Source organism: Streptomyces tritici (assembly GCF_048500665.1).
GTDB classification, from domain to species: Bacteria; Actinomycetota; Actinomycetes; order Streptomycetales; family Streptomycetaceae; genus Streptomyces; species Streptomyces tritici.
Map to the genome: position 1 here is coordinate 4,324,831 of NZ_CP183183.1, position 26,390 is coordinate 4,351,220.

Consider the following 26,390-nt stretch of genomic DNA (forward strand, 5'->3'; position numbering starts at 1 on the left):
CGGGGGGCCGCTCCGTTCATGTGCGCGCCGAGGCGCCCTACGCGTACCGGTAGATGTGCGAGAGGTCCAGCAGGTCCGCGGGCGTCACCCGCCACGGCGGCAGCGGCTCGTGCAGCGCCGCGACCCGGCCGTGCTGCGGGTCCCCGGACGGCGGCGGCACGGCCGGCCGGTACCCGGACCGGGGGTGCCGCTGCTGCCAGCGGGTCCACAGCAGGTCGACGAACGCGTGGTGCAGCCAGAACACCGGGTCGTTGACCGAGGCGCCGCCCAGCATCATCCCGCCGACCCAGCGGTGCACCCGGTTGTGGTTGAGCCAGCTCGGGCTGCCCGAGCCGGGGCCCCAGCCCTCCAGCAGGTTGCGGAAGCCGGAGCGGGTGGTGGAGTCCCAGGGGGAGACGTCGTACACCGGGTCGTTCAGCGCCCGCTCCACGTCGGCGGCGGTCGGCAGGTTCAGCGGGGCGCGCGGCCGGCCGAGGTCGCGGGTGAGGAAGCGGGTGCTGGTCATGGCCACCGCGATCGGCCAGCGGCCGCCGCCGTACGCGAACGGGCCGGTCGTCACCTGCAGGTCGCCGGCCCGCCCGGTCCCGCCCATGAAGTCCGCGGCCCACAGGGCGGAGTCGGGGCGGTTGTCCCGCGTCCAGTCCCAGTACGGGACGGTGACCGCGGGGTCGATCCGGCGCAGCGCCCGCTCGAAGTCGAGCAGGAACCGGCGGTGCCAGGGAAGGAAGCTGGGCGCGCCGTGCGCGACTCGCAGCCCGCCCTCGCCGTCGGCGCGGTAGTGGTCGATGTGCGTGCGGACGAAGTCGTCGTACGTGCCGCGGCGCTTGAGCTCCAGGACCGCGGTGACGAACCGGTGCCGTTCGGCGGCCGTCAGGTCGCGCTGGTTCTTACGCACGTACGCCACGCGGGCTCCCTCCCGGGTGGCCGCCATGGGCGGCGGCGAGCGGCGACAGCTGGGCGGACCCGAGTTCGTCGACGGCCGCGCGGGCGGCGTCCAGCGGCGTCGGGCAGGAGCGGTAGTGGTCGAGAGGGGTGAGCCAGCCGCCGTCGGCGCAGCGCATGACGTGCAGCGGGCGGCCGTCGACGCGGACCCGGACGGCTCCGGCGGCGAGCGGCTCGCCCTGGATGCGGCGGCCGCGGTAGACCTCGTCGAAGGCGAGGCGGCCGTCCCGGGTGCGGGGCCGGTGCCGGGGCGTGGCGGCGATACGGGCGAGGGCGCCGCCCGTGAAGGCGGTGACGGCCACCGCGAACAGCGTTCGCAGGGCGTAGCGGCGCGGGACGCTCATGCGTTTCTCTCCTGGAGTTCTCTCCTGGGCGAAAGGGCGAATGCCTTCCGAGTAGAACGAGGGAAAGTCCTTCGGGACACGGGGAAAACACGGGTCCGGGTGAATGTCTGCCGGACGGGTGACAAGGGCTCGGGTCATTGCCCGGCGGAGCACTAGCATCCGGCCTCATGACCTCACCGAACGCGATCTCCCCGGCGCGCAGTGCCAATCCGCTGGGAACGCTCACCGTCATTCCCTGGACCATCGGCCCGCACGAGAACGCCGCCATCACGCCCTTTCTGATGGTGTATTCGCTCGGGGACGGCCGGGACGGCCCCGAGGAGGGCGAGGCCGCGTTCCGCGCCGTCCTGGAGGGCATGGGCCTCCAGCTCGGCGGCGAGGTCGCCGACGGCACCCGGCAGTCCGGCGTGCACCTGCTCGTCGAGGCCCGGCAGGCCGTGCTGACGCTGCCGTTCATGAAGGTGCAGTGCCCCGTGCCGGCGGAGTGGGAGACGGCCGCGAAGGAGGGCGAGCAGGTGTACCTGATCGTGCCGACGAAGCCGTGGCCCGAGGCGGCGCCGGGGGAGCCGGTGACGGAGGCGCGGCTGAAGACCTTCGTCGCCGACGCCGAGGTCGTCCGGAGCGCGGCCCACATGATGCTGCCGGTGCGACGCCTGCAGGGCTGAACCGATGGCGGCGGTAGGTGTACGGGACGGGGTGCCGGGTCAGCGGCACCGGCTGGAGAGGTCTCCGGGGCCGGACGGCGACGGGCTGATCGGCGCGAGCCGGGCGCTCGGCCGGCTGCTGGTGGTGACCGGGGCGGCGGGCGTGCTCGCGGCCTGGGTCATCACGCTGGACAAGTTCCACCTCCTGGAGGACCCGGACTTCCAGCCGGGCTGCAGCCTCAATCCGGTGGTGTCCTGCGGCAGCATCATGAAGAGCGAGCAGGCGGCGGTGTTCGGCTTCCCGAACCCGATGCTGGGGCTCGTCACGTACGGGATGGTGGTGGCCATCGGGGCCGGGCTGCTGGCCGGGGCCCGCCACCGCCGCTGGTTCTGGCTGGGGCTGAACGCGGGCACGCTGTTCGGCGTCGGCTTCTGCACCTGGCTGATGCACCAGTCGCTGTACGAGATCAACGCGCTCTGTCTGTGGTGCTGTCTGGCCTGGACCGCGACGATCGTCATGTTCTGGTACGTGACCTCGCACAACGTGCGGACGGGCGTGCTGCCCGCGCCCGCGGGACTGCGGGGCTTCTGTGCCGAGTTCACCTTCGCCCTGCCGGTCCTGCACCTGGGGGTCATCGGGATGCTGATCCTGACCCGCTGGTGGGACTTCTGGACGAGCTGAGACGCGCGTCGGGGGCGGCCCGGAGAACCGGGCCGCCCCCGTGTGCGTTCCGGGGCCGGGCGTCAGGCGTGCTGGTAGGCCACCAGCGAGATGCCGACGTAGTGGACGACGAAGGCCGCGAGGGTGAACGAGTGGAAGACCTCGTGGAAGCCGAACCAGCGCGGCGAGGGGTTGGGGCGCTTCATCCCGTAGATGACGCCGCCGGCGCTGTAGAGCACGCCGCCGACGATGACCAGGACGAGGACGGCGATGCCGCCGGCCCGCAGGAAGTCCGGCAGGTAGAACACCGCGGCCCAGCCCATCGCCAGGTAGCAGGGCGTGTAGAGCCAGCGCGGGGCGCCGACCCAGAACACCCGGAAGGCGATCCCGGCGACGGCCGCGGCCCAGACGGCCCACAGCAGCGGCCGTCCGGTGGATTCGGGGAGCAGGAGCAGCGTGAGCGGGGTGTAGGTGCCCGCGATGATCAGGAAGATGTTGGCGTGGTCGAGGCGGCGGAGCACGGCCTCGCCCCGCGGACCCCAGTCGCCCCGGTGGTAGAGGGCACTGATGCCGAACAGCAGGCAGGCGGTGAGCACGTAGATCCCGCAGGCGATCCGTGCCCGCGGCGAGTCCGCGAGCGCGACCAGCGTCAGCCCGGCCACGATCACGGCGGGGAACATGCCCGCGTGCAGCCAGCCGCGCAGGCGCGGCTTCAACGGCACCGGCAGAGCCTGGTCCGTCCGGGTGTCCTCCGGTGTCACTGCAGTCATGGACGAACATGCTACCTACGCGCGCGTAGGTTCCGGGCGGGAGTGGCGATGCTCACGTGTGCGGCCCTCTGGACATATGGGCACGCGCGTCGGATGATCAAATGAGTGCGGTCGGCACCGGATGAGCAGCTACGACGCATCCGGGTCGCGGCCCCCACGGGGCAGACACCTAAAAAACCCCTCATAAGGAGCAATCGTGGCGCGCGACAACGCGGCTCCCACCACCGTCCCCACCCAGCACCAGGAGCTTCTCTCCTGGGTGAACGAGATCGCCGGGATCACCCAGCCCGACAGCATCGTCTGGTGCGACGGGTCCGAGGCCGAGTACGAGCGCCTGTGCGAGGAACTCGTCGCCAAGGGGACCTTCAAGAAGCTCGACCCCACCCTGCGCCCGAACTCGTACTACGCCGCCTCCGACCCGACCGACGTCGCGCGCGTCGAGGACCGCACCTTCATCTGCTCCGAGAAGGAGGAGGACGCCGGCCCGACCAACCACTGGAAGGCCCCGGCGGAGATGAAGGAGATCTTCGCGGGCGAGAACGGCATCTTCCGCGGCTCCATGAAGGGCCGCACCATGTACGTCGTGCCCTTCTGCATGGGCCCGGTCGGCTCCCCGCTCTCCGCCATCGGCGTCGAGATCACCGACTCCGCGTACGTCGCCGTCTCCATGCGCACCATGACCCGCATGGGCCAGGCCGTCCTGGACGAGCTGGGCACCGACGGCTTCTTCGTCAAGGCCGTGCACACCCTGGGCGCCCCGCTGGCCGAGGGCCAGGAGGACGTGCCGTGGCCGTGCAACTCCACCAAGTACATCTCGCACTTCCCCGAGACCCGCGAGATCTGGTCGTACGGCTCCGGCTACGGCGGCAACGCCCTGCTCGGCAAGAAGTGCTACGCGCTGCGCATCGCGTCCGTCATGGCGCGTGACGAGGGCTGGCTCGCCGAGCACATGCTGATCCTCAAGCTCACCCCGCCGCAGGGCGAGTCCAAGTACGTCGCCGCGGCCTTCCCGTCCGCCTGCGGCAAGACCAACCTCGCCATGCTGGAGCCCACGATCCCCGGCTGGACCGTGGAGACCATCGGCGACGACATCGCCTGGATGCGGTTCGGCGAGGACGGCCGGCTGTACGCGATCAACCCCGAGGCGGGCTTCTTCGGCGTCGCGCCCGGCACCGGCGAGCACACCAACGCCAACGCCATGAAGACCCTCTGGGGCAACTCCGTCTTCACCAACGTCGCGCTCACCGACGACGGCGACGTGTGGTGGGAGGGCATGACCGAGAAGGCGCCCGAGCACCTCATCGACTGGAAGGGCAACGACTGGACGCCGGAGTCCGAGACCCCGGCCGCCCACCCGAACGCCCGCTTCACCGTCCCGGCCGCGCAGTGCCCGACGATCGCCCCCGAGTGGGAGGACCCCAAGGGCGTCCCGATCTCCGCGATCCTCTTCGGCGGCCGCCGCGCCTCCGCCGTGCCGCTGGTCACCGAGTCCTTCGACTGGAACCACGGCGTCTTCCTCGGCGCGAACGTCGCCTCCGAGAAGACCGCCGCCGCCGAGGGCAAGGTCGGCGAGCTGCGCCGCGACCCGTTCGCCATGCTGCCGTTCTGCGGCTACAACATGGGCGACTACATGGCGCACTGGATCAAGGTCGGCGCGTCCGCGGACGCCGCGAAGCTGCCGAAGATCTACTACGTCAACTGGTTCCGCAAGAACGACGCCGGCCAGTTCGTGTGGCCCGGCTTCGGCGAGAACAGCCGCGTGCTGAAGTGGATCGTCGAGCGCCTGGACGGCAAGGCCGAGGGCGTCGAGACCCCCATCGGCATCCTGCCGACGAAGGAGGCCCTGGACACCGACGGCCTGGAGCTGGCCGACGCGGACCTGGACTTCCTGCTCACCGTCGACAAGGAGATCTGGCGCGAGGAGGCCGCCCTGGTCCCCGAGCACCTCAACACCTTCGGCGACCACACGCCGAAGGAGCTGTGGGACGAGTACCGCGCCCTCGTGGAGCGCCTGGGCTAGTCCCCGCCCCGTGACTCGTGGCGGGTTGCCCCGAACACCGCCCTGACCAGTGGGGTCACGACGGCCCGCCACGACGCATCGGCCCCCGGAGCCGCCTCACCAGGCTCCGGGGGCCGCAGCATGTCCGCGTACCGGCCGCTACACGTCCTCCTCCGTGAAGAGGGTGTGCGCCTCCTGGCGGCGCAGCTCGGCGTCCCGCATGGCGCTGGCGATCGCGGTCATCTTGCGGTGCAGGGCGCCCAGCTGGCGTTCGAGATGCCGCTCCGGCGGGTCCGCGCCCGGCGCGACCCGGTTCCACCAGCGGGTGCGGACGAAAGCGTCCACCGCCTCCGGGATGTCCTGGCGCACCCCCCGGGACAGCACGTGCACCGCCTCCGGGTCCTGCTTCAGCACGTCCGCCACCCAGCGCTCGTCGAGCAGCGCCTCCAGGACCGCGTTCAGCTCGGTGAGCCGGCCGGCCGCGGCCGGCGGCAGGTCGACCTCCGCGAGATACGTCCGCAGGGTCGTGAAGTTCTGCCGCAGCGCGCCCAGTTCCTCCTCCGGGTCGGGGAACGGCGGCACCGGCGGGCGGTCCGGCGGGGCGAGCAGCGCCGCCGCGCCGTACAGGCCGGCGACGACCACCGGCCAGTACGCGCCGGCCAGGCCGGTGAACGTCAGCGCCAGCCCGGCCAGGCCCGCGGCGGAACCGGCCAGGTTCTTGCGGGACTCCAGGTAACGGAGCACCGCGTGGGGGCGGTCACTGGTAGCCACGGATCTCCTCGAAGGCGCCGTCGAGCGAGCCGGTCGTGGCGTCGAACAGCCGGCCGCCGGTGAGTTCCGCGATGCGTTCCAGCTCGGCGCGGTCCGAGTCGCCGAACAGGATCGGGAACACCGGGGTGCTCCGGCGGTCCTCCGGCAGGGCCCGGTAGAAGTCCTCGAAGCCGGAGGCCGGCGCGCCGGAGGTGTTCTCGCCGTCGGTCATCAGCACGATCGAGGTGAACACCGAGCGGGTGTCGCCCGACCCGAGGACGGCGTACGCCTCCTGGAGGCTGCTGTAGATCGCCGTCTCGCCGGAGGCGGACAGCCGGCCGGCGTCGGCCCGGATCGCGGCCAGCGCCTCGTCCGGGTCCTTCGGGTCGACGGTGTGGGTACGGACCTGGTCCCGCTTCACCGAGGAGCCGAACGGCAGCAGCGTGACCTCCTCCCGGTCGCGGAAGTCCTTCGTCAGTTCCGTCAGCGCGGCCTTCAGGCGCTCCAGCCGCTCACCGGACATCGAGCCCGAGGTGTCGAGCACGTACACCGTGCGCGAGGGGCGGCGCAGCCGGTTGTCGTACGCGTCGAGGAGCCCGTCGGCCACCGACCGGCTGCCGGGGAAGGGCAGCTCGCGGCGGGCGTCGGCGGCGATCGCCGGGGCCGGCTTCACACCGGGGACGACGGGGCGGCGCAGCGTCTTCTCGGTGATCATCCGCTGGGCCTCCGGGCCGCGCAGGTGCGCGGTGAGGCGGCGGGCGGCGTCCTTCGCCTCGGGGCGGGCCGCGGTGAGCGTGGTGAACGGGTAGTCCGCGGTGACGACGCCGTCGCTGGGACGGATCACCGTCAGCTTCGGCCGCATCGAGAGCAGGACGGACTCGTAGTTGACCAGCGCGTCCACGTCGGAGCGGCGGGCGTAGGCGGTGGCCAGCCAGCCGGACGAGCCGGAGGTCAGCTTCTGCCCGGCGAAGAACTCCTTCAGCAACGGCGTCGCCCGCGCCACGTCCGCGTCGGTGAGCGCGGACTGCGCGCCGGACAGGCCGGAGGCGACCGAGACCAGCGCGGAGAAGCCGGAGTTGGAGCGGACCGGGTCGGTCATGCCGTAGCCGAGCCTGCCGTCGGCGACGGCACGGTGCACCTGCGCCCAGGTGACCTTCGCCGGGTCCCAGCCGAGCCGGGCGACCGCCTCGGCCCGCAGGCCGAGGGCGACGGGCGAGGTCATGACGGGCGTCTCGCCGGTGATCCGCCTCCCGGCCTCGGGGCGCAGCCGCAGGTAGTCGTTGGACGACAGCCAGACGGCGTCGTACCGGCCGTCCGCCCGGCCGGAGGCGACCTGCTCGACGGCGTCGAGGGTGCCCGCGTACGTGGGGCGGACGGTCACGCCGGTCGCCTTCGCGGCCGCGTCCAGGACGGGCTTCATGTCGGCCAGTTCGGAGGAGGCGAGCACGCGCAGGGTGCCCGGCCTGTACGTGTGGTCGTCCTGGGCGTCGTCCTCCGTGCCGCCGCCGCAGGCCGCGGCGCCGGCGAGGAGCAGGGCGGAGGCGAGGAGGGCGGCGGCGCGGCGCAGGGCGGTCGGGCGTCTCATCCGAGGCCGCCTTCCAGGGCGCCGGTGCGGCGGGTGCGGTCCAGGTACGCGCTCGCGGTGTGCAGTTCGGCCGTCAGGGACTCCACGGTGGACGCCATCGCCTCGGTCGCCTGGACCTTGTACGTGTCGATGGCGTCGAGGGTCCGGTAGATCTGCTGGAACGCGGTGCGCAGGGTGTCGGCGGCCACCGCCGGGTCGGCCGCGATGCGCTGGATCTCGCCGGACTGGCGGGAGAACGCGTCCGCGTTGGCGCGGATCAGGCCGTCCGTGGTCGCCGTCAGGGCGTCGATCTGCTCGGTGACCCGGCGCTGGTTCTCCAGCGCGGAGGAGAGCATGACCGCGATCCGCAGCGCCGAGACCGTGGTCGTCGCCGCCCGGTCCACGCCCTTGATGAGCTCGTCGTTGTTGCGCCGGACCACGTCCATCGCGAGGTAGCCCTGGGCGCAGACGGCGAGCTGGGTCAGCAGGTCCTGGTGCTTCTGGCGGACCGGGAAGAGCACGTCGGCGCGGAGCGCGTCGGCGGCGGCCGGGTCCGGGGTGCGGGCGACGTGCGCCTCGACGGCGGCGTCCAGGGCCTCGGTGAGCACCGCGTACTCCTGGAGCTTGCCCATGGTCTCCCACAGGCGGGTCCGTTCGGTCTGCAGGGCGGCGTTGTCGCGGCGCAGTTCGTCCTGGCCGCCGCGCAGGGTGCCGACGATGCGGTTGAGGGTGGCCTGCGAGGAGGCGTACTTGGCGATGTGGTCGCGGACCCTGTTGCCGCCGGGCAGCTTCGCGAGCAGCTTGCGGGCGCCCTTCGCGGGGGTGTCGCGCGGGTCGAGGTCGTCGATGGTGCGGCGCAGTTCGACCAGGGAGCCGCCGACGCGGGACGAGGCGTCGCCGCCGCCGTCGGAGAGGGAGCGGACGGTGCGGTCGAGCATGCGGTTGGTCTGCTGGGCGGCGCTGCGGATGTCGCCCGCGCCGAGGGAGGTGATCTCGCCGATGCGGCCGGCGAACTCGGGCGAGCGGGGGTCGACGCCGGCGAGCGAGCCGACGTACTCGGCGGCGCGCCGGCTCATCTCGGCACGGACCGCGTCGTCGAGCGGCACGAGTCCGGACGCCTGCTCGGTGCGGACCGGGGCGACCGGCTCGGGCGGGGTCAGGACGAGTGGCGGCTCGTCGGGCGGGGTGAGGAGCGGGCCCTGTGGGCTGGTGGTCATGCGTGTCCCCCTGGTTGCCTCAGGAACGGGCCCGCCGCGCCATCTCGTGCAGCACCTCGCTGGTGGGCACGGGCGCCTGGCGGACTCCGGTGAGCGTCTGGTTGATGCGGTCCTCGTGGGCCGCGGTGGCGGTGGTGAACTCGGCGGCGGCGCCCTGCGGGCGGAAGCCGTGCCGGACCGCGAGCTTGCGCAACTCCGGGTCGGTGGCGAGCAGTTCGCCGACCGCGCGGCCGTGCTCGGTCAGCGCGACGACGGTGTGGTCGCTGCTGACGGTGGTGTCCGGGTAGAGCAGCACCAGGTCGCCGAGGTCCTGCTTCGCGAGCAGCTGCGCGGCGACCTGCGACTCGTAGACGAGGACCAGCGGGTTGCCGACGCCGCTGATGAAGTCGCGGAACGGGGCGTCGGAGCCGGTCTGCTGGGCGCCCTGCACCTGGGTGAGCTTGCGCAGCAGCGGCGCGGTGCGCTCCACGGCGGCCGTGTCGCCGGCGACCTTGCCGCCGTCGGCGACGTAGCTCGCGGCGGCGAGGTAGAGGGCGCCGGAGTTCGAGGCGACCGGGTCGGTCGAGGTGATGAAGAGCGTGCCGCTCAGCTCCGGGTGCTTCTCGGCGCCCTTGAGCTGCTGCCAGGTCCGGTCGGCGCGGGCGGCGGCGAGGTACGCCTCCATCCGCAGCGTGCCGCCAAAGGGCCCGTTCAGCCGGGCCAGCCCGTTGCCGGCCAGCACTTCGGCGGCGCCGCGGTGCGCGACGACGACGAGCGGCGAGTAGAACGGCCGCTGCGGCGCGCCGGTCACCTTGGCCTTGGCCCGCAGTGTGTCGGCCGGCGCCTTGGACGACGGGAACGCGAAGTCGTAGCCCGCGAGGGGCAGTTGCTCCATGTCCCAGGACCCGGAGGTCTCCGTCGTCACGGTGTAGCCCTTGGCGGCGAGGGCCTTCACCACGTCGGGATCGTCGAAGAACTCCGCCTTCTCCGACCCGATCACTCCACGCACGGTCTTCGTTGCCGTGCCGTCTCCTGTGTCGCGGCCTGCGACGACGGCTGCTCCCACTCCGCCGATCAGCAGCACCGCCAGGACGATTCCCACGATGCGTCTCACGGGGGCAATCTGCTCGCGGAAACCCACGTTCCGGGGGGAGTTGGGTGGACGGGGGGTGAAGCTGCCATCGCGGTACCGAACCGGAGCAGGGGGTTTCGGTACGCCGGCCGCCGGGGTGGGTGGCGCCCGGGCCGCGCTGCCTCCCCGGCGCGCGGGCCGGGGCCGTCAGGGGGTGGTGACCAGGTCCTGGTCGGTGAGGGCGGCGGTGTGGGCGTCCATGCGCTCGGCGGCGAGGATCGCTGCGGCCGTGTCGGCCCGGGAGGCCGCCACGACCAGCGCGCGGCCCGCGAGGGCGTGTGCGCGGCGGTGCAGGGCGGTGCGGTCCGCGCCGGAGAGGCCGGCGTGCCGCGCCGGGGGCGCGCCGCGGAGCCGGGCGACCTGCTCGGCGATGCGCTCGCCGGCCGGGTCGCCGAGCTCGTCGGTGACGGCGAGCAGCGCGGCGAGGTGTCCGGCGAGCTGGATGTCCAGCTCCTCCTCGCGGGAGCGGTGCGGGAACGACTCCCGGGCGTCGTCGGCCACCCGATGGACCGACTTGGTGCGGATCGGTTCGTACATGGACGGCCTCCTGCAGCGGTAGCTCTGCAGCCATCCTACATTGGATTCGGTCTAAAGTTGAGGACAGTCCGGAGTGTGTGCGGGTTATGGCTGGCTGTAGCCGTCCAGGAAGGTCCCGATCCGCGTCACCGCGTCCGCCAGATCCGTCGCGTTCGGCAGCGTCACGATGCGGAAGTGGTCCGGCTCGTGCCAGTTGAAGCCCGTGCCGTGCACCACCATGATCTTCTCGGCCCGCAGCAGGTCCAGGACCATCTGCCGGTCGTCCTTGATCTTGTAGACGTTCGGGTCCAGCCGCGGGAACAGATACAGCGCGCCCTTGGGCTTCACGCAGGTCACGCCCGGGATCTGCGTCAGCAGCTCGTACGCCACGTTCCGCTGCTCAAGCAGCCGGCCGCCCGGCAGCACGAGGTCCTCGATCGACTGCCTGCCCTGCAGCGCCGCGGCCACCGCGTGCTGCGCCGGCATGTTCGCGCACAGCCGCATGTTCGCCAGAATCGTCAGGCCCTCGATGTACGAGGAGGCGTGCGCCTTCGGGCCGCAGACCGCCAGCCAGCCGGAGCGGAAACCGGCCACCCGGTAGTTCTTGCTCATGCCGTTGAACGTCAGCACGAGAAGATCCGGCGCGAGCGCGGCCGTCGGGGTGTGCGTGGCGCCGTCGTACAGGATCTTGTCGTAGATCTCGTCCGAGCAGACGATCAGGTTGTGCCGGCGGGCGATCTCCGTCAGACCCCGCAGCATCTCGTCGTCGTAGACCGCGCCGGTCGGGTTGTTCGGATTGATGATCACCAGCGCCTTGGTGCGGTCGGTGATCTTCCGCTCGATGTCGGCGAGGTCCGGCATCCAGTCCGCCTGCTCGTCGCAGCGGTAGTGCACCGCCGTGCCGCCGGCCAGCGAGACCGACGCCGTCCACAGCGGGTAGTCCGGAGCGGGGACCAGCACCTCGTCGCCGTCGTCCAGCAGCGCCTGCATCGCCATCTGGATCAGCTCGGAGACCCCGTTGCCCAGGTAGATGTCCTCGACGGAGAGCGGGATGCCCTTCGTCTCGTAGTGGCTCATCACCGCGCGCCGCGCGGACAGCAGGCCCTTCGCGTCGCCGTAGCCGTGCGCGTCCGCCAGATTGCGGAGCATGTCCTCGAGGATCGCCGGCGGGCACTCGAAACCGAACGCGGCCGGGTTGCCGGTGTTCAGCTTGAGGATGCGGTGACCGGCAGCCTCCAGCCGCATCGCCTCCTCGAGCACCGGGCCCCGGATTTCGTAACAGACGTTGGCGAGCTTCGTGGACTGGATCACCTGCATGTCGAGAGCTTACGGCGGGGGCGGACGGGACGCTTCGTGTTTTGGGACACGTCGGGCACCCCGGCGGCCCCCACGGCCGCTCCACCGCGGGTGTGCACGGGCCGGGCGCGGGACCGTTACGATCTGCGCACATGTGTGCGTCCAGGCATCGAAAGCGGAGCCGGATACCTGGCTGGGCCCCGATCGCAGCGGTCGTGGCCTTCCTCGGCGTGGCGATCGCCGGGGCCGCCGCGCTCCTCGGCGGCGGCTCGTCCGGCGGACCCGAGCCGGGGTCCGAGCAGCGGCGGGAGGCTCCGGCGCTGATCGGCGGCGGCGCCGGCACGGACTCCGCCGACCCCTCGCCGTCGGCGTCCCCGCCGCGCGCCACGCAGCCCGGGACGCGCCCCTCCGCCTCCCCCTCCGCCTCGGCGCCGAAGACCGTCGCCTCCGCCTCCGCGCCCGCCCCCGAGGGCAGCTCCACGCCCGGCTGGGAGCCGACCGAGAAGCCCGGCAAGGGGCGCGGGCCCACCAAGCGGCCCCGGTAGGTTGAGCCGTCATGGGGATGGTGAGCGCTTCCGGCTGCCGGTGGCTCGGTGCGGCCGGGTCGCTCGGCATCGCCGTCGGCGGCCTCACCGCGGGCGCCCTGCCGGTCCGTGACCCCTGGGGCCTGTGGGTGGACCGCGGTCCCGCGCTCTCCGTCGCCGGGGCCCTCCTCGCGTACCTCGGGCTGACCCTGCTCGTCGCCGCCTGGTGGCGGTACGGGGCGCTGCTCGCCCGCGGCGAGCGCGACCGGGTCCTCGCCACGTTCGCCTGCTGGACCGCCCCCCTCCTCCTCGCGCCGCCCCTCTACAGCGCGGACGTGTACAGCTACGTCGCCCAGGGCGCGATGGTGCTGGAGGGCCACGACGTGTACGCCGCCGGGCCCTCCGTGCTCGGCCCGCACGACCTCGGCGCCGATGCCGCCGACAGCGTGGGCGGCCACTGGACCGACACCCCCGCCCCGTACGGACCCGCCTTCCTGCTGCTCGCCCAGGGCGTCGTGGCGCTGACCGGCGGGACCGTCGTCCCCGCCGTCCTCGGCATGCGGCTGCTCGCCCTGGCGGCGGTCGCCCTGATCGTCTGGGCCGTACGCGGCCTGGGCGGCGGCCCGCGGGCCCTGTGGCTGGCGGTCCTGAACCCCCTCCTCCTGATCCACGTCGTGGGCGGCCTGCACAACGACGGCCTGATGATCGGGCTCATGCTCGGCGGCCTGCTCCTGGCCGTGCGCGGCCGGTGGATCCTCGGCAGCGCCCTCCTGGGCCTGGCGATCATGGTGAAGTCCCCGGCAGCGGTGGCCCTCGTCTTCGTCTCCGTGATCGTCACCCGCCGCACCGGCCCACTCCGGGGCGTACTGGGCCCCACGCTGGTCGCCGCAGCCGTGGCGGCCGGCGCCTCCCTCCTGGCCGGCACCGGCTTCGGCTGGCTGCGCACGCAGGGCGTCGCGGGCACGATCCACACCGCCCTGTCGCTCACCAGCGACCTGGGCCTCGGCCTCAGCGTCCTGACGGGCTCGGACGCGGCGAAGACGGCGGTCCAGCAGGCGGGCCTCCTGTCCGCGGCCACCTTGATCGCCTGGACGGCCTGGCGCACGTGGCAGCAGCGACTGGAACCCGCCCACGGCCTCGGCCTGGCACTGCTTGCCCTGGTGGCCCTCTCCCCGATGGTCCAGCCCTGGTACCTGCTGTGGGGAACGGCGGCACTGGCAGCGGCCGCGCGGACCGGCCGGCCGTGGCAGGCGGCCGCCGTGCTCTCGGGGGCGCTCGTCTATGAGACCGCACCCGACGGCCACACCCCGTGGTACGGCTTCGTCCTCGCCGGGGCGGCGGCCTGCGGCCTGGCGCTGTGGGGCCGGCGGAAGGAGGCCCACGACGGAAGCGGGGGACGTGGAGGGGGTGGCGTTCGGGACGTAGAGCGTGAGGTGTGGCGCGGGAGAAACGCCCGGAAAACCAGCGACCGAAGCGCGCCGTAAATCATGCAGTCCCGAATGCCACCCCCGGAACGTCCCACGCGTCACCGACCACAGGCCTGCCCCCCCGCCCTTACCCACCCGCACGCCGCTACTCGGCCACACGCCCCTACCCAGCCGCGCGCCGCACGGACCGCCCGGCCAGGACATCCGTACGCCGCCCGTCCTCCACCGCGAACCGCCCGTCGACGAGCACATGCGGAATCCCGGTGGGCAGCACGCGCGGATTCTCGTACGTCGCCCCCGCCGCGACCGTCCCCGGGTCGAAGAGGACCAGATCCGCCCGGTACCCCTCCCGCACCAGCCCCCGGTCCCGCAGCCCGAGCCGCGCCGCGGGCCGGGAGGTCAGGTGCGCGACGCACTCCTCCAGCGACAGCACGCCCTCCTCGCGGACGTACCTCCCCAGGTACTCGGGGAACGTCCCGTACGCGCGCGGATGCGGCTTCGCGCCCTGGAGGATCCCGTCCGAGCCCCCGGTGTGCACCCGGTGCCGCATGATCGCGCGGACGTTCTCCTCGTGGCCCACGTGCTGGAGGATCGTCGACCCGAGCCGGTCCTCCAGCAGGAGGCGGCGGGCCGTGGCCCAGTCCGGGACGCGGCGCCCGACGAAGCCGGTCAGTCCGGGCTCCGTGACCCCGGAGATCTCGAGGGTGTCCCACTCGACGGGAACGCCGTGGCAGCCGTCGGAACCCAGCTCCTCCAGATGGTGACGGATCCGCTCCGCGGTCGCGTCGTCCCGCAGCCGGCCGAGCAGCGCCTCGGGACCGCCTTCGTGCGCCCAGCTCGGCAGGACGGCGGCGAGCGTCGTGCAGCCGGGCGTGTACGGGTAGGTGTCGAGGCTGATGTCCGCGCCGGCGTCGAGCGCCTCGTCCAGGAGCGCGAGCAGCTCCTGCGCCCGCCCCTTGTTCACGCCGAAGTTCATCGTGGCGTGGGCGAGGTGGAGGGCGCAGCCGGCCTCGCGGGTGAGCGCCACCATCTCCGCGTACGCCTCCAGGGCGCCCGCTCCGTACGAGCGGTGGTGCGGGCAGTAGTAGCCGCCGTAGCGCGCCACCACCCGGCACAGTTCGGTGAGTTCGGCGTCGGGGGCGTACATCCCGGGGGTGTACGTGAGCCCGGACGACATGCCGACCGCGCCCTGCTCCATGCCCTCGGCGACGAGCTGCTTCATCCGCAGGAGCTCGTCGTCGGTCGCCGGCCGGTCCTCCCAGCCCATCGCGTACACGCGGACCGTCCCCTGCGGGATCAGGTACGCGGCGTTCACCGCGATCCCGCGGTCGAGCCGGTCCAGGTACTCGCCGACCGTGCGCCAGTCGAGGTCGAGGTCCGAGCCGTCGCCGTTCCAGCCGGTGATCGCCCTGCGGACCTCGTCGAGGGTGCGGTCGTCGACGGGCGCGTACGACAGGCCGTCCTGGCCGAGGACTTCGAGGGTGACGCCCTGCGCGGCCTTGGCGCTGTGGTCCGGGTCGCGGAGCAGCGCGAGGTCGCTGTGGGCGTGCATGTCGATGAAGCCGGGCGCGAGGACCAGGCCCTCGGCGTCGAGGAGCCGGGTGCCGGTGGGGCGCTGGCAGCCCGCCGCGGCGGCCTCCTTGACGATCGCGACGATGCGTCCGTCGTCGACGGCGACGTCGGCGCGGTAGGAGTCCGCGCCGCTGCCGTCGACGACGTCGACATCACGGAGGACGAGATCGTTCATGAGGACGGCTCCCCCTAGAAGAAGGTACGGACGAAGTCGACGACGGTGCCGTCCGCCTCGACGACCGGGATGAGCTGCCACTTGTCGAAGGTGGTGCAGGGGTGCGAGAGGCCCATGCCGACCCAGTCGCCGACCTGGAGCTCGGCGGTGGGGTCGGTGGCGAGCCAGGCGTGCTGGTCGGACAGGCCGGTCACCGTGATGCCGGTGGCCTCGCGCAGTTCGCCGGCCGGGGTGCGGACGACCTGGGCCACCGGGAGGTGGAGGTCGTACGCGGCGTCCCGCTTGCCCGCGTTGGTGAACGCCTGCTCGGGGGTGGGGCGGGAGATCACCTGCGACCAGAGGCGGAACGCGGGCTGCAGCGCGCCCTCGTCGGGGATCCGGTTGAACGGGGTGAGCGTGCGGTAGTGGCCGTCGTCGTGCGAGACGTACGCGCCGGAGCGCAGCAGCTTGAGGACGGGGCGGCCGAGCGCGGGGATCTCGGCGAAGGCGTCGGCGACGACGTCGAACCAGGCGCTGCCGCCGGCACTGATCACGATCTCGTCGGTGCCGGTGCCGGTGCCGGTGCCGGAGTCGGAGAAGCGGCCCGCCTTGTCGAAGTCGGCGGCGAGGGCGATCAGCCGGTCCAGCCAGGCCCGGACGCGTTCGGCCGTGGCCTGCGGGACCTCGCCCTCGTACCCGGCGACGCCGACGAGGCGCAGGGTGCCGGCGGCGGCGACGGCGTCCGCGATCGCGTGGCAGTCGGCCTCGGTGCGCGCGCCGGTCCGGGCGCCCTCGCCGGCGCCGAGCTCGACGACCACGTCGACGGGGCGGGGCGCGCCGCGCAGGGCCTCGTCCATCAGCTCGACGCCGCGGACGGAGTCGACGTAGCAGACGAAGCGGAACTCGGGGTCGTCGGCGAGCTCGCGGGCGATCCAGCGCAGCGCGGGCGCGTCGACGACCTCGTTGGCGAGGAAGATCCGCTGGATGCCGAAAGCCCGGTAGACGCGCACCTGGTGGGGCACGGCGGCGGTGATGCCCCAGGCGCCGTGCTCCAGCTGGCGCCGGAACAGCTGCGGGGACATGGAGGTCTTGCCGTGCGGTGCGAAGGCGAGGTCGTGGCGGCGGGTGTACTCCTCCAGGAGGCGCAGGTTGTGCTCCAGACGCTCGGCGGAGAGCGCGAGTACGGGGGTGGTGAACCCGCCGGTGAAGAGGTTGCGGCGCTCGGCGGCCAGTTCGGCGAGGGTCAGCCCCTGGGCGTCCGGCGGCAGGGCCTTGAAGCGGTGGTCGGCGCGTTCGTCGTCGAGCCGGTCGGCGGACATGGGGCCTCCTCGGGTACTGCGTCCTGGTGTTGCATTCTGTGCAACAGGCATTGCGTATATCGCTTACGGCTGTCTAACATCCGGGCCAACGCCGGGTCAATGGATCCGCCCGACCCACGAGGAGCCAGACGGTGGCCAGCGCATCGGACACGGACGTCGTCTGCCTGGGCGAGTCCATGGTCACCTTCGTACCCACGACCCCGGGCCGCCTCGCCGACGTGCCCGCGTTCGCCCGGACGATCGGCGGCGCCGAGTCCAACGTCGCCTGCGCGCTCGCGGCGGCCGGACACCGGGCGAAGTGGGTCGGCCGGGTCGGCGCCGACGGCTTCGGCGACCACCTCGTCCGCGCGATCGGCGCGTACGGCGTCGACACCACAGCCGTGACGCGGGACCCCGCGCGGCCGACCGGCGTCTACTTCCGCACGGCCACCGACCGGGCGACGGACGGCCACGAGGTCGTCTACTACCGCTCCGGCTCCGCCGCCTCGGCCATGTCGCCGGCGACGGTGCCGTGGGAGACGGTGGGCCGCGGGCGGGTGCTGCACCTGTCCGGCATCACCGCGGCCCTGTCCGACGACTGCCGGGCGCTGCTGCGCGGGCTCACGGCACCGCGGCCCGGCCGGCCCCTGGTCTCCTTCGACGTGAACTTCCGCGCGGGGCTGTGGCGCGACGGCGGCGGGGCCCGGGTGCTCCTGGAGCTGGCGCGACGCGCCGACCTCGTGTTCGTCGGGGAGGACGAGGCCGAGGAGGTCTGGGGCCTCGCCGGCCCGGACGCGATCCGCGCCGCCCTCCCGGAGCCCGGCACGCTGGTGGTGAAGCGGGGCGGGCGCGGCGCGGTCGCGTACGAGCGCCGCGCCGGGTCCGACACCGGCACCGCGGACGCCCGTACGGCCGACACCGGCACTGGCACCGGCACCGCGGACGCCCGCATCGCCGATACCCGCATCGGCGGTACCGCCGACACCGGTACCGCCGACACCCGTACCGCCGTCCCCGCCCCCGTCGTCGACGTCGTCGCGCCCGTCGGCGCCGGTGACGCCTTCGCCGCCGGGTTCCTGTCCGGGACCCTGCGCGGGCTGGGGCCGAAGGAGCGGTTGCGGCACGGGCACCTCATGGCCGCCGCCGCCCTCACCGTCCCCGCCGACCTCGGCGTTCCCCCGGCCCGCGCACACGCCGACCGGCTCGTCGCCCTGGACGACACCGCCTGGGGGAGACTTCGTCTCGGCCCCGGCTGGACGGGGGAGGACCAGGAGGTACGTACGCCATGAGCCAGACCGTCGACCGCGCGCTGAGCATCCTGCCGCTGCTCGCCCAGGGCCCCGCCGACCTCGGGCAGGTCGCCGAGCGGCTCGGCGTCCACAAGTCGACCGCCCTGCGCCTGCTGCGCACCCTGCACGAGCACGGCCTCGTGTACCGCCAGGAGGACCAGCGGTACCGGCTGGGCGCCCGGCTGTTCGCGCTGGCGCAGGAGGCCGTCGAGAACCTCGACATCCGCGAGATCGCCCACCCCCATCTCGTCGCGCTCAACGAGGAGATCGGACACACCGTCCACCTCGCGGTGTACGAGGAGGGCGAGGTGCTCTACATCGACAAGGTCGAGAGCCGCTACCCGGTCCGCATGTACTCGCGGATCGGCAAGCCCGTCGCGATCACCGTCGCCGCCGTGGCCAAGCTGCTCCTCGCCGACCTGCCCGAGCCGGAGCGGCGGGCCCTCGCCGCCAAGCTCGACTACCCCCCGTACACGCCCCGTTCGACGCCGAACGCGGCCGCCTTCCTGAAGGAGCTGGCGACCGTGCGCGAACAGGGCTGGGCCACCGACCTCGGCGGCCACGAGGAGTCCATCAACTGCGTCGGCGCGCCCATCCGCGGCGCGGACGGCCGGGTCGTGGCCGCCATGTCGGTCTCCGCGCCCAACGTCGTCGTCACCGCCGAGGAACTCCTCGCCCTGCTCCCGCTGGTGCGCCGCACCGCCGACGCCATCAGCCGGGAGTACTCCGGCACGACCCCTCCGAAGGAAGCCACCGCATGACCGAGAAGACCGCGATCACCCCGCCCACCCACACCGCCCCGCCGGCGAAGTTCTCGCACGGCGTGAAGAAGGGCAACATCCTCCAGGTCGCCGGCCAGGTCGGCTTCCTGCCGGCCGTCGAGGGCCAGGCCCCCACGCCCGCCGGCCCCACCCTGCGCGAGCAGACCCTCCAGACCTTCGCCAACGTCAAGGCGGTCCTGGAGGCGGGCGGCGCGCGCTGGGACGACGTGATGATGATGCGCGTCTACCTCACGGACGTCGCCCACTTCGCCGAGATGAACGAGATCTACAACGAGTACTTCGCCTCCGAGCTGAAGGAGGCGCCCGCGGCCCGCACCACGGTGTACGTCGGGCTGCCCGCGGGCCTGCTCATCGAGATCGACGCCCTCGCGGTCCTCGGCTGAGACACCCGGCCCTCGGCATCCGGCGCGGCTTGGTCCCGTGGCGAGTACTTCGGCATCTCGGAACGGGACGCCCTGACGTCCTGGACGGTCCTCGAATCGGTCCTGTCCGTGGCCGGTTTCACGGCGGCGGCACTGCTCAGTCTGGCGGTGTGACGTGAGGGGGGCGCCCCGGGCCTGCCGGGGCGCCCCGTGCGCGTCAGGAGCAGTACTGCGCGGCCTTGCCGATGGAGCGGTACATGCAGTCGGCGTTCTCCAGGAGCTGGAGGACGGCGTCGCGGTTGCGGCTGGTCTCGCGCTCGATGACCTCGTCAGGCGGGTAGAAGCCGCCGTTCCAGGACGAGGCCGGGTACATCTCGAAGGTGTAGCCGAAGATGCGCTGGGCGCCCCACAGCCAGTCGTCGATCGAGCCGTCGGTGATGTACAGGTCGCTGGACTGCTCGGGGGTGTACCCGTTGCTGGCGGCCATCTTGCGGCCGACGGCCGCGAAGGCGTCGCGGTCGTCCTGGGTCATGCCCGGGGCCGTGTCGGACTTGGTGTAGCCGAACGGCCAGAGGACCAGCTCGCTGTACGTGTGGAAGTCGATCCCGGCGGTGATCTGCTGCTTGCCGCCGACCACCCGGGAGCGGACGAAGTCGGCGACGACCTTCACCTCGGGGGCGGACTCGGGGGCCGAGCCGCGGTAGGTCTCCGAGCTGAAGGAACCGGAGGAGCCGCCGCAGCAGCCCCACTTGAAGTTCCAGTTGCGGTTCATGTCCGTGCCGACGTACGAGGAGCCGGCGTTGGGCTGCCGGTTCTTGCGCCAGCTGCGGTACGAGCCGGAGGCGATGTCGTACTCGCCGCCGTCCGGGTTGAGGTCGGGCACGATCCAGATCTCGCGGCTGTTGACCACGTTGGTGATCCGGGAGTCGGTGCCGTAGCCCGCGCCGAGTTCGCGCAGCAGGTAGAGCGCCATCTCGACGGTGAGGTGCTCGCGGGCGTGCTGGTGGTGGGTGAACAGGACCTCGGGCTCGGCCTCGTCCGTGCCCACGTTGTCGCTGATCTTGATGGCGACGATGTCCCGGCCCTGGTACGTCTTGCCGATCACCCGCTTGTTCATGATGTTCGGGTAGGCGGCGAGGCGCTGGTTGATCTCCGCGTTCATCTCCGCGTAGTTGTGGTACTTCGCGTCCGCGGAGGGGAAGTCGAACGGCTCGACGGCCTGGCCGGCGATCGAGCGGTCCGGCGGGGCCGGCAGTGCGTGCGGCTTGTGGCCGAGCGCGCGCAGTTTGCGCAGCTGGGCCTGGTTGGCGCTGACGACGACCGAGTGGTCGTCGGCCTCGTCGATCGAGACGCCGGTCGCGGCGAGCGCGGTGCGTTCCTCGGCGGTGGAGGGGCCGTGGATCTCGTACTGCCGGATGACCTCTTCGGCGGCGGCGGTCGGCTTCGCGTCGGCGCCGGCCTGGTGGGCGCCCGACGAGAGGGGTGCGGCGAGCGCGAGCGCCACCAGGACCGCGAGGGTGGCGGTCCTTCTGCCGCGGGTTCGAAGTCGCATGCTGTCTCCTGGGTGGGGAGTGTGGGGGTGTGCGACAAGCTGTGCGGATCCGGCCCATCGTCCGTCCATGACATGGCCCGGTCAAGATGCGGTTCGGACAACTGGAGCGGACGACAACGGGAGTGAACACCGCAGCGCCGCCGGGGGAGCGGCGGCGCTGCGGTCGGAAGGGGTGGTGTGCGGGGTGCGGGAGGGCGCGGCGACCGGGTCGCACGCCCCCCGCGTCACGGCAGGTTGTGGACGTGCGGGCCCACCGCGTTGGACCAGGCGTTGCCCGCCGTGGCGTCCCAGTTCGTCGACCAGGTCATGGCGCCGCGCAGGTCCGGGTACGTCCGCGAGGGCTTGAAGCTGCCGCAGTTCGTGCCCCGGGCCAGGCAGTCCAGCGCGTTCTTCACGATCTGCGGGTCGACGTACCCGCTGCCCGCGCCCCGCGTCGAGGCGGGCACGCCCAGGCCGACCTGCGAGGCGTCGAGCCCGCCCTGGAGCTGGATGCAGGCCAGCGCGGTGAGGAAGTCCACCGAGCCCTGGCTGTACACCTTGCCGTCGCAGCCCAGCATCGAACCGCTGTTGTAGTACTGCATGTTGACCACGGTGAGGATGTCCTTCACCGCCAGCGCCGTCTTGAAGTACTCGGTGCCGGTGCTCTGCATGTCGATGGTCTGCGGGGCCATCGTCAGGACCATCGACGGGCCCGCCTTGGCGGACAGCTGCCGCAGCGCCTTCGTCAGGTACGTGGAGTTGATCCCGTGCTCCAGGTCGATGTCGATCCCGTTGAAGCCGTACTCCTGCATCAGCGCGTACGCGCTGTCGGCGAAGGCGGTCGCGGAGGCGTCGCTGTTGATCGTGACGTTGCCCTTCTCCCCGCCGACCGAGATGATCACCGACTTGCCGGCGGCCTTCTTGGCCGCGATGTCGGCCTTGAAGTCGGCGACGGAGGCATAGCCCACGGCCGGGTCGAGGTTGAAGACGATCCGGCCGGGCGTGGCCGTGGAGTCCGCGAACGAGACGGCGATGATGTCGTACTGGGCGGACACGTCGCGCAGCTTCTGCACCGTCGCGCCGTTGTCGAAGTTCTGCCAGTACCCCGTCACCGCGTGCTTCGGCACGGCAGGCCCCGGGCCGGGCGTGCCGGTCCTGGCCGTACGGGCGGTGACAGCCGCCGACTTCGCCGACTCGCCCGCCGCGTTCGTCGCGGCGACCTGGAACTGGTACGCGGTGTCCGCCGCGAGCCCGGTCACGGTCGCCGAGGTGCCGGAGACGGTCTGGGCGAGCGCGCCGTCGCGGTACACCTTGTAGCCCGTCGCGCCGGAGACGGCGTTCCAGGTCAGCGGGACGGAGGACGAGGTCGGGGTGCCCGCCGCGAGGCCGGCCGGGGTGGCCGGGACGACCGGGTCGGGGTCGGTGCCGCCGCCTCCGTCGGGGCCGAAGACGCTCACGTCGTCGACGTGGTAGGCGGCGGTGCCGTACCAGCCGTGGGTGTACACCTGCACGGACGTGGTGGCCGAGCCGGTGGTGAAGGTCGTGGTCAGCTGCTTCCAGGACGGCGAGTCGGGCGTCCAGGTGGAGACGTCGGTGGTGCCGGTGCCGGACGCGCCGAGGTACGCGTACCCGCCCTGCACCCAGGCGCTCAGCTTGTACGTGGAGTTCGGCTTCACGGCCACGGTCTGCACGCACTTGGCGTGGTCGAGGCCGGCCGGGGTGGCCTTCAGCGCCCCGGCCCCGGTGCGGACGGGCGAGGAGACGACGGCGCCGGAGCCGGCGGAGCAGCTCCAGTTGGTCAGGCCGGACTCGAAGCCGGCGTTCTTGGCGACGTTCACATCGGCGGCCTGCGCGGTGCCGGCGGTGCCGATCAGGACCAGTCCGGACCCGACGGCGAGCGCCAGCGAGGCGCCGAGCAGGCGGCGCCCGCGAGCGCGTGTGGTGCGGTCCACTTGCTGCCTCCAGTGGGGGAGTCGGGGGTGTGGGTGGCCACCGCTGCTGAAATCTGGTCCAGACCAATTGAGTTGTCAAGACCTCTGGCGGGACGGCGTACGCCGGGGTGGGCTCCCGCCGGGCCCCGGGAACGCCGAAGGCCCCCGCGGCTGCGGGGGCCCTCCGGCGTGGACGAGGTGTGCGGTCCGGCGTCAGTCCTGCTCGCGCAGCCGCTCCGCCGCGTACCCCGCGACACAGCCGACGACCAGGACCGCGAGGGACATGAGGACGCTCAGCACACCGAGGTTCCGCCACGGCAGCCCCGCGCTCAGCGCGAAGGCCACCAGCTGCGCCGCGACCGGCACCGCGAACGCCGCGCTCATGTGCTGGACGGCCGACTCCCGGTGCGGCTCCGCGTGGACGCGGGCCGAGACCCAGACGGAGAGCGCGACGCAGACCGCGTTCGGCAGGTGCACCAGCCACAGCACGTTCACGAACGACTCGAGGCGCTCGGGCGTGGCGAAGGCGCCGTAGAAGTAGGCGGTCTGCAGGTACGAGGTCAGCAGCAGCACGACCAGGCCGGCCGCCCATGACTTCAGCAGGGCGAAGATCGGCCGCCCGGTGTCGGCCGGGGCCGGCGAGCCGTAGTTGCGGTAGTACGACATGGGAAGTCCCTGGGATCCGAGTGGGGGGAACGGGGGAGTAGGGGGCAGGGGACCCGGCCCCGGCGGCGTGGGGTCCGCCGCGGCCGGTGGTACGGAGTGGTGCGGGGTGGTGCGGGGTCGTGCGAGGAGGTACCGGGGTGGTGCGCGGAGGTACCGGGGTGGTGCGGGGTGTGCTCAGAGCTCGTGGAACAGCAGGACCAGGAACAGCAGGCCGGCCAGCCCGCACCCCGTCACCACGACCAGGCCCAGCCGGATCGGGGCCCAGTTGTCCCGGCCGGCGATGGTCGCGGTGCGCTCCGGGTCGGCCGGGTCGTACGCGACCGTGACCGGGGCGCCCTTGCTCATCGACCAGCCGGCGAGGTCCTTGAACTCGACCTCGCGGCCGTCCGCCGTGCGGAACACGAAGTAGTGGTCCTTCGCGTCGGAGTTCCGGTCCGGGTACTCGACCCGGCTGCACGTGCCGCTGGTACGGACGCCCCGGCGCAGGGTGCGCAGCACGGTGAACAGCCGGCGTCCGTACGACGCCGCGAACACACCGAACAGCACGGCCATGAAGCCGAAGAACAGCACGTTGCCGCCGGGGACGTCCATGTCAGTGGACCTCGATCGATTCGATGATCTTCGCCAGGTCGCCGTCGGAGAGCTTGCCCTCCTGGGCATCGATGCGGACGGCGAAGGTTTTGTCCTTCGAGTCCAGGCCCGTGACGATCGTGCCGTGGATCTTGGCGCCCTTGACGGGCTGGCCCTTGTCGCCGCCGGAGACGAACTCGAAGTCGATCCGCCGCGCGTCGTCCGCGCCGGCGAGCTCGATCTTCTTCGTGCCCTCGACCTTCGAGCCGAGCTGCACGCCCGCCTCGGCGGCGATGGCCGCCTGCTCCGCGTCGCGGGCCGTGGTGAAGTTCAGCTGGACGGTGATGATGCCCACCGTCCGGTCGCCCTCCGTCAGGCTCGCCGCGGCGGCGTTGTACTTGCTGCGCTCCGCGTCGCTCTGCGGGGTGAAGGCCGGCGGGTACGCGACGTCGACGCCCTTCGTCGTCAGCTCGGACCAGCCCTGCGGCACCGCCGCGGTCTTCTCGGGCTCGTCGCCTCCGCCGCAGCCCGTGAGGGCGAGGGCGAGGACCGCGCCCACCCCCAGGGCCGCCGCGCGCTGGAAGATCTTCATGACCGTACTCCTGCTCCCTTTGTCCGGATCAGTTCGCACAGTAGCTGTACGGGACATAGGACCGCGATCCTCCCTGGGGGGCGCCCAGGAATTCGGCGTCGTTGAGCGTTTCTTCCTTGCGCTCCGTCGAGATCGAGAATCCGAGGCTGAGTCCGAGATTCAGATCGAAGCCGTATTCCGCGGCGTCGGTCTTTCCGGTGTACTTCGTCTTGCTCGACATTCCCTTGTCGAACATGAGCTGACCGAACGGGTCGTCGTCGCCGGGGCGCTTGGTGGGCGCCTGGTCGTCGAACATGTAGCCCCAGGCCGTGCCCATCTCGTTGTTGCCGGCGAGCCAGTCCTCGACGATCTTGCGGTCGGCGGCGCCCTGGTCCCCCTTGGGAATCACGATGGAGTTCGTGACGACGTCGATACCGGTCTCCGCGTCGGAGCCCTTGATGCCGCCGCTGCCGGTCTTCTTGTCGTCGCCGTCCTTGCCGTTGTCGCCCTTGCCCTTGACGCCGTCCTTGGTCGCGTTCTTCTCGACGGTGCGCGTCATGTCGATCCGGACGATCTCGCCGGTCTTCTTGTCCTTGGTGACCGTGATGGTGCCGGTCTGGGTGGTCTGGGCGCTGTGCTCGCCGTTCAGCGGCCCGGCCTCGTACCCGACCTTGGTGCCGTACTCGATGGCCATGGAGTACGTGTAGGCCTTCGTGCCCTTGTAGTTGTTGTCGGTCCAGGTGACCTCGGGCGCGAGCTTGACGTTGCCGCCGAGCGTCGCGCTCAGCTTCTTGTCGTCGCCGGCCGACAGCTTGAGACCGCCGGAGGCGGAGCCCTCGAGGCCGAGCTTGCCGTACGTGATGTTCCGGTTCTTGCCGAGGTCGCGCTCGATCCGCTCCCGGGTCTCCTCCTCCTCCTTGAGGGGGCCGGTGCCGAAGAGGTACAGGATGCTGTCGCCCACGCTGGCCTCGGCGCCGCCGGGCATCGTGCGCCGCATCTCGTACATCTGCAGCTTCTCGATGTCGTCGCGGAAGCGCTTGGCCTCTTCCTCGCTCTCGAAGACCCAGGTGTCGCCGTTGGTGACCTTGACGCCCGCGCCGAGCTCCAGCGTGTCGGAGCCGAGCTTGCCGACCTTGAGGCCCGGCTTGAACTCCTTCTTGGCGGCGATCGACGCGGCGTCGGTGAAGGTCATCATGACCATCTTGTCCTTGTCGTCGACCTTGCCGTCCTTGTTGAGGTCGGTCTTCGACTGGAAGTGCTGCTCCTGGAAGCCGTACTCCTTGCCGAACTCCCAGAACAGGAACTTGGCCTTGGAGCCGGCCTTGTCGCTGATCGCCGAGATCTGGCAGAGCGGGGGCTCGTAGTCGGCGTCGGTCTTGGGCGCCGCGGTGGGGTCGCCGTTGCCCGTCGCACAGGTGCCGCCGCTGAACGACAGCAGGCAGCGGAACTTGTCGGCGAGCCGGGAGTCGACGCTAGTGCCCAGCAGCGCGGCGACGATGGCGACGGCGACGACGGTCGCGCCGACATAGTCCAGCGCGCCGGCGCCGCGGTCGTCGCGCAGGGAGCCGTCGGGGCCGAGATCACGCATCGCACGGCCCCATGTGTCGCGCGGCATATGTGTGTCGCGCCACATTCTGGACTCGGCCGGTATTCGGCCCCTTCGTCGCATACCGCGCCCCCTCCGAACTTCGCCGCACGGCTGCGGCCTCCTCGAGATTTCTCCGAACGGAAGCCGAGAGTACGGATCAACCCGGGCCGTACGCGTGGGCCCTGGGGCCCCATTGCGGGCCCAGCGTGGGGGTTGGGCCCGCCCCGGTCGTGCGAGGAAAAGTTGGTAGAACAGTTAACTAGCGGACGTTATGCCCGAATTGACCCGTAGAGGCCTTGTGATGGTTGCCC

At 72.1% G+C, this 26,390-nt stretch carries 25 protein-coding genes; 8 read left to right on the top strand and 17 right to left on the bottom strand.

Annotation, left to right across the window (positions count from 1 at the left end):
- Positions 1-37: 37 nt before the first annotated feature.
- Together ACNJ93_RS20210 and ACNJ93_RS20215 are read right to left on the bottom strand one after the other, a co-directional pair.
- Positions 38-904: a tyrosinase family protein gene (locus ACNJ93_RS20210; RefSeq protein ID WP_418958806.1), complete on the bottom strand. Its 867-nt coding sequence runs from the start codon at positions 902-904 to the stop codon at positions 38-40.
- Positions 888-1,286, bottom strand: coding sequence for a tyrosinase family oxidase copper chaperone (locus tag ACNJ93_RS20215; protein ID WP_418958807.1), 399 nt, complete (start codon positions 1,284-1,286; stop codon positions 888-890). The genes ACNJ93_RS20210 and ACNJ93_RS20215 overlap by 17 nt, the downstream gene beginning before the upstream one ends.
- A gap of 167 nt (positions 1,287-1,453) precedes the next feature.
- Between ACNJ93_RS20215 and ACNJ93_RS20220 the strand changes: the two genes are divergently transcribed.
- Together ACNJ93_RS20220 and ACNJ93_RS20225 are read left to right on the top strand one after the other, a co-directional pair.
- Positions 1,454-1,951, top strand: coding sequence for a DUF5949 family protein (locus ACNJ93_RS20220; RefSeq protein WP_418958808.1), 498 nt, complete (start codon positions 1,454-1,456; stop codon positions 1,949-1,951).
- Positions 1,952-1,955: 4 nt separating this feature from the next.
- Positions 1,956-2,612 carry a vitamin K epoxide reductase family protein gene (locus ACNJ93_RS20225; protein WP_418958809.1) on the top strand — a complete coding sequence of 219 codons (657 nt, stop codon included), beginning with the start codon at positions 1,956-1,958 and terminating at the stop codon, positions 2,610-2,612.
- A 62-nt stretch (positions 2,613-2,674) separates the two neighbouring features.
- Here ACNJ93_RS20225 and trhA read toward each other — a convergent pair whose 3' ends face one another.
- Entirely contained in the window at positions 2,675-3,361 is a 687-nt protein-coding gene (gene trhA / locus ACNJ93_RS20230) for a PAQR family membrane homeostasis protein TrhA (RefSeq protein ID WP_418958810.1), read from the bottom strand.
- A gap of 196 nt (positions 3,362-3,557) precedes the next feature.
- Between trhA and ACNJ93_RS20235 the strand changes: the two genes are divergently transcribed.
- Complete coding sequence (locus ACNJ93_RS20235) at positions 3,558-5,381, top strand: phosphoenolpyruvate carboxykinase (GTP) (RefSeq protein ID WP_418958811.1); 1,824 nt, start codon at positions 3,558-3,560, stop codon at positions 5,379-5,381.
- 138 nt (positions 5,382-5,519) lie between these two features.
- On the opposite strand, the gene ACNJ93_RS20240 is transcribed toward ACNJ93_RS20235, so the two are convergent.
- From ACNJ93_RS20240 to ACNJ93_RS20265, 6 genes are all read right to left on the bottom strand, one after another.
- The gene (locus ACNJ93_RS20240) at positions 5,520-6,131 is read right to left on the bottom strand and encodes a hypothetical protein (protein WP_418958812.1); all 612 of its coding nucleotides are present in this window, start codon (positions 6,129-6,131) and stop codon (positions 5,520-5,522) included.
- On the bottom strand, positions 6,118-7,695 hold the full coding sequence (locus ACNJ93_RS20245) for a substrate-binding and vWA domain-containing protein (protein ID WP_418958813.1): 1,578 nt from the start codon (positions 7,693-7,695) through the stop codon (positions 6,118-6,120). The genes ACNJ93_RS20240 and ACNJ93_RS20245 overlap by 14 nt, the downstream gene beginning before the upstream one ends.
- Complete coding sequence (locus tag ACNJ93_RS20250) at positions 7,692-8,891, bottom strand: toxic anion resistance protein (protein WP_418958814.1); 1,200 nt, start codon at positions 8,889-8,891, stop codon at positions 7,692-7,694. Before ACNJ93_RS20250 ends, ACNJ93_RS20245 begins: the two co-directional genes overlap by 4 nt.
- A gap of 19 nt (positions 8,892-8,910) precedes the next feature.
- Positions 8,911-10,011: a hypothetical protein gene (locus ACNJ93_RS20255; RefSeq protein WP_418958815.1), complete on the bottom strand. Its 1,101-nt coding sequence runs from the start codon at positions 10,009-10,011 to the stop codon at positions 8,911-8,913.
- 138 nt (positions 10,012-10,149) lie between these two features.
- A complete protein-coding gene (locus ACNJ93_RS20260) occupies positions 10,150-10,539 on the bottom strand; it encodes a hypothetical protein (RefSeq protein ID WP_418958816.1) in 390 nt (129 codons plus the stop codon).
- 84 nt (positions 10,540-10,623) lie between these two features.
- Positions 10,624-11,835: a pyridoxal phosphate-dependent aminotransferase gene (locus ACNJ93_RS20265; RefSeq protein WP_418958817.1), complete on the bottom strand. Its 1,212-nt coding sequence runs from the start codon at positions 11,833-11,835 to the stop codon at positions 10,624-10,626.
- A gap of 194 nt (positions 11,836-12,029) precedes the next feature.
- Between ACNJ93_RS20265 and ACNJ93_RS20270 the strand changes: the two genes are divergently transcribed.
- Together ACNJ93_RS20270 and mptB are read left to right on the top strand one after the other, a co-directional pair.
- Positions 12,030-12,359, top strand: coding sequence for a hypothetical protein (locus ACNJ93_RS20270; protein ID WP_418958818.1), 330 nt, complete (start codon positions 12,030-12,032; stop codon positions 12,357-12,359).
- 11 nt (positions 12,360-12,370) lie between these two features.
- Complete coding sequence (gene mptB / locus ACNJ93_RS20275; RefSeq protein WP_418958819.1) at positions 12,371-13,822, top strand: polyprenol phosphomannose-dependent alpha 1,6 mannosyltransferase MptB; 1,452 nt, start codon at positions 12,371-12,373, stop codon at positions 13,820-13,822.
- Positions 13,823-13,928: 106 nt separating this feature from the next.
- Here the strand turns inward: mptB and ACNJ93_RS20280 are convergent, their stop codons facing one another.
- Both ACNJ93_RS20280 and ACNJ93_RS20285 read right to left on the bottom strand, forming a co-directional pair.
- Positions 13,929-15,512 carry an N-acyl-D-amino-acid deacylase family protein gene (locus tag ACNJ93_RS20280; protein ID WP_418958820.1) on the bottom strand — a complete coding sequence of 528 codons (1,584 nt, stop codon included), beginning with the start codon at positions 15,510-15,512 and terminating at the stop codon, positions 13,929-13,931.
- 14 nt (positions 15,513-15,526) lie between these two features.
- Positions 15,527-16,810: an amino acid deaminase gene (locus ACNJ93_RS20285; RefSeq protein ID WP_418958821.1), complete on the bottom strand. Its 1,284-nt coding sequence runs from the start codon at positions 16,808-16,810 to the stop codon at positions 15,527-15,529.
- 176 nt (positions 16,811-16,986) lie between these two features.
- On the opposite strand from ACNJ93_RS20285, the gene ACNJ93_RS20290 reads away from it, so the two are divergent.
- From ACNJ93_RS20290 to ACNJ93_RS20300, 3 genes are read left to right on the top strand one after another with little or no spacing between them, the layout of a single operon-like run.
- Positions 16,987-18,078: a sugar kinase gene (locus ACNJ93_RS20290; RefSeq protein WP_418961475.1), complete on the top strand. Its 1,092-nt coding sequence runs from the start codon at positions 16,987-16,989 to the stop codon at positions 18,076-18,078.
- Positions 18,075-18,839 (top strand): IclR family transcriptional regulator, encoded by a 765-nt coding sequence (locus ACNJ93_RS20295; RefSeq protein ID WP_418958822.1) that lies wholly within the window; start codon positions 18,075-18,077, stop codon positions 18,837-18,839. Before ACNJ93_RS20290 ends, ACNJ93_RS20295 begins: the two co-directional genes overlap by 4 nt.
- Positions 18,836-19,243, top strand: a complete 408-nt coding sequence (locus ACNJ93_RS20300; protein WP_418958823.1) for a RidA family protein — start codon at positions 18,836-18,838, stop codon at positions 19,241-19,243. Before ACNJ93_RS20295 ends, ACNJ93_RS20300 begins: the two co-directional genes overlap by 4 nt.
- A 196-nt stretch (positions 19,244-19,439) precedes the next feature.
- Here the strand turns inward: ACNJ93_RS20300 and ACNJ93_RS20305 are convergent, their stop codons facing one another.
- From ACNJ93_RS20305 to ACNJ93_RS20330, 6 genes are all read right to left on the bottom strand, one after another.
- Positions 19,440-20,774: a M14 family metallopeptidase gene (locus ACNJ93_RS20305; protein ID WP_418958824.1), complete on the bottom strand. Its 1,335-nt coding sequence runs from the start codon at positions 20,772-20,774 to the stop codon at positions 19,440-19,442.
- A 224-nt stretch (positions 20,775-20,998) separates the two neighbouring features.
- Positions 20,999-22,705 (bottom strand): chitinase, encoded by a 1,707-nt coding sequence (locus tag ACNJ93_RS20310; RefSeq protein WP_418958825.1) that lies wholly within the window; start codon positions 22,703-22,705, stop codon positions 20,999-21,001.
- A 192-nt stretch (positions 22,706-22,897) separates the two neighbouring features.
- On the bottom strand, positions 22,898-23,350 hold the full coding sequence (locus ACNJ93_RS20315; RefSeq protein ID WP_418958826.1) for a hypothetical protein: 453 nt from the start codon (positions 23,348-23,350) through the stop codon (positions 22,898-22,900).
- A 174-nt stretch (positions 23,351-23,524) separates the two neighbouring features.
- The gene (locus ACNJ93_RS20320) at positions 23,525-23,941 is read right to left on the bottom strand and encodes a DUF3592 domain-containing protein (protein ID WP_418958827.1); all 417 of its coding nucleotides are present in this window, start codon (positions 23,939-23,941) and stop codon (positions 23,525-23,527) included.
- Between the two features lies 1 nt (position 23,942).
- Positions 23,943-24,512 carry a hypothetical protein gene (locus ACNJ93_RS20325; protein ID WP_418958828.1) on the bottom strand — a complete coding sequence of 190 codons (570 nt, stop codon included), beginning with the start codon at positions 24,510-24,512 and terminating at the stop codon, positions 23,943-23,945.
- 28 nt (positions 24,513-24,540) lie between these two features.
- Positions 24,541-26,079, bottom strand: a complete 1,539-nt coding sequence (locus ACNJ93_RS20330; RefSeq protein ID WP_418958829.1) for a hypothetical protein — start codon at positions 26,077-26,079, stop codon at positions 24,541-24,543.
- Between the last annotated feature and the right edge of the window lie 311 nt (positions 26,080-26,390).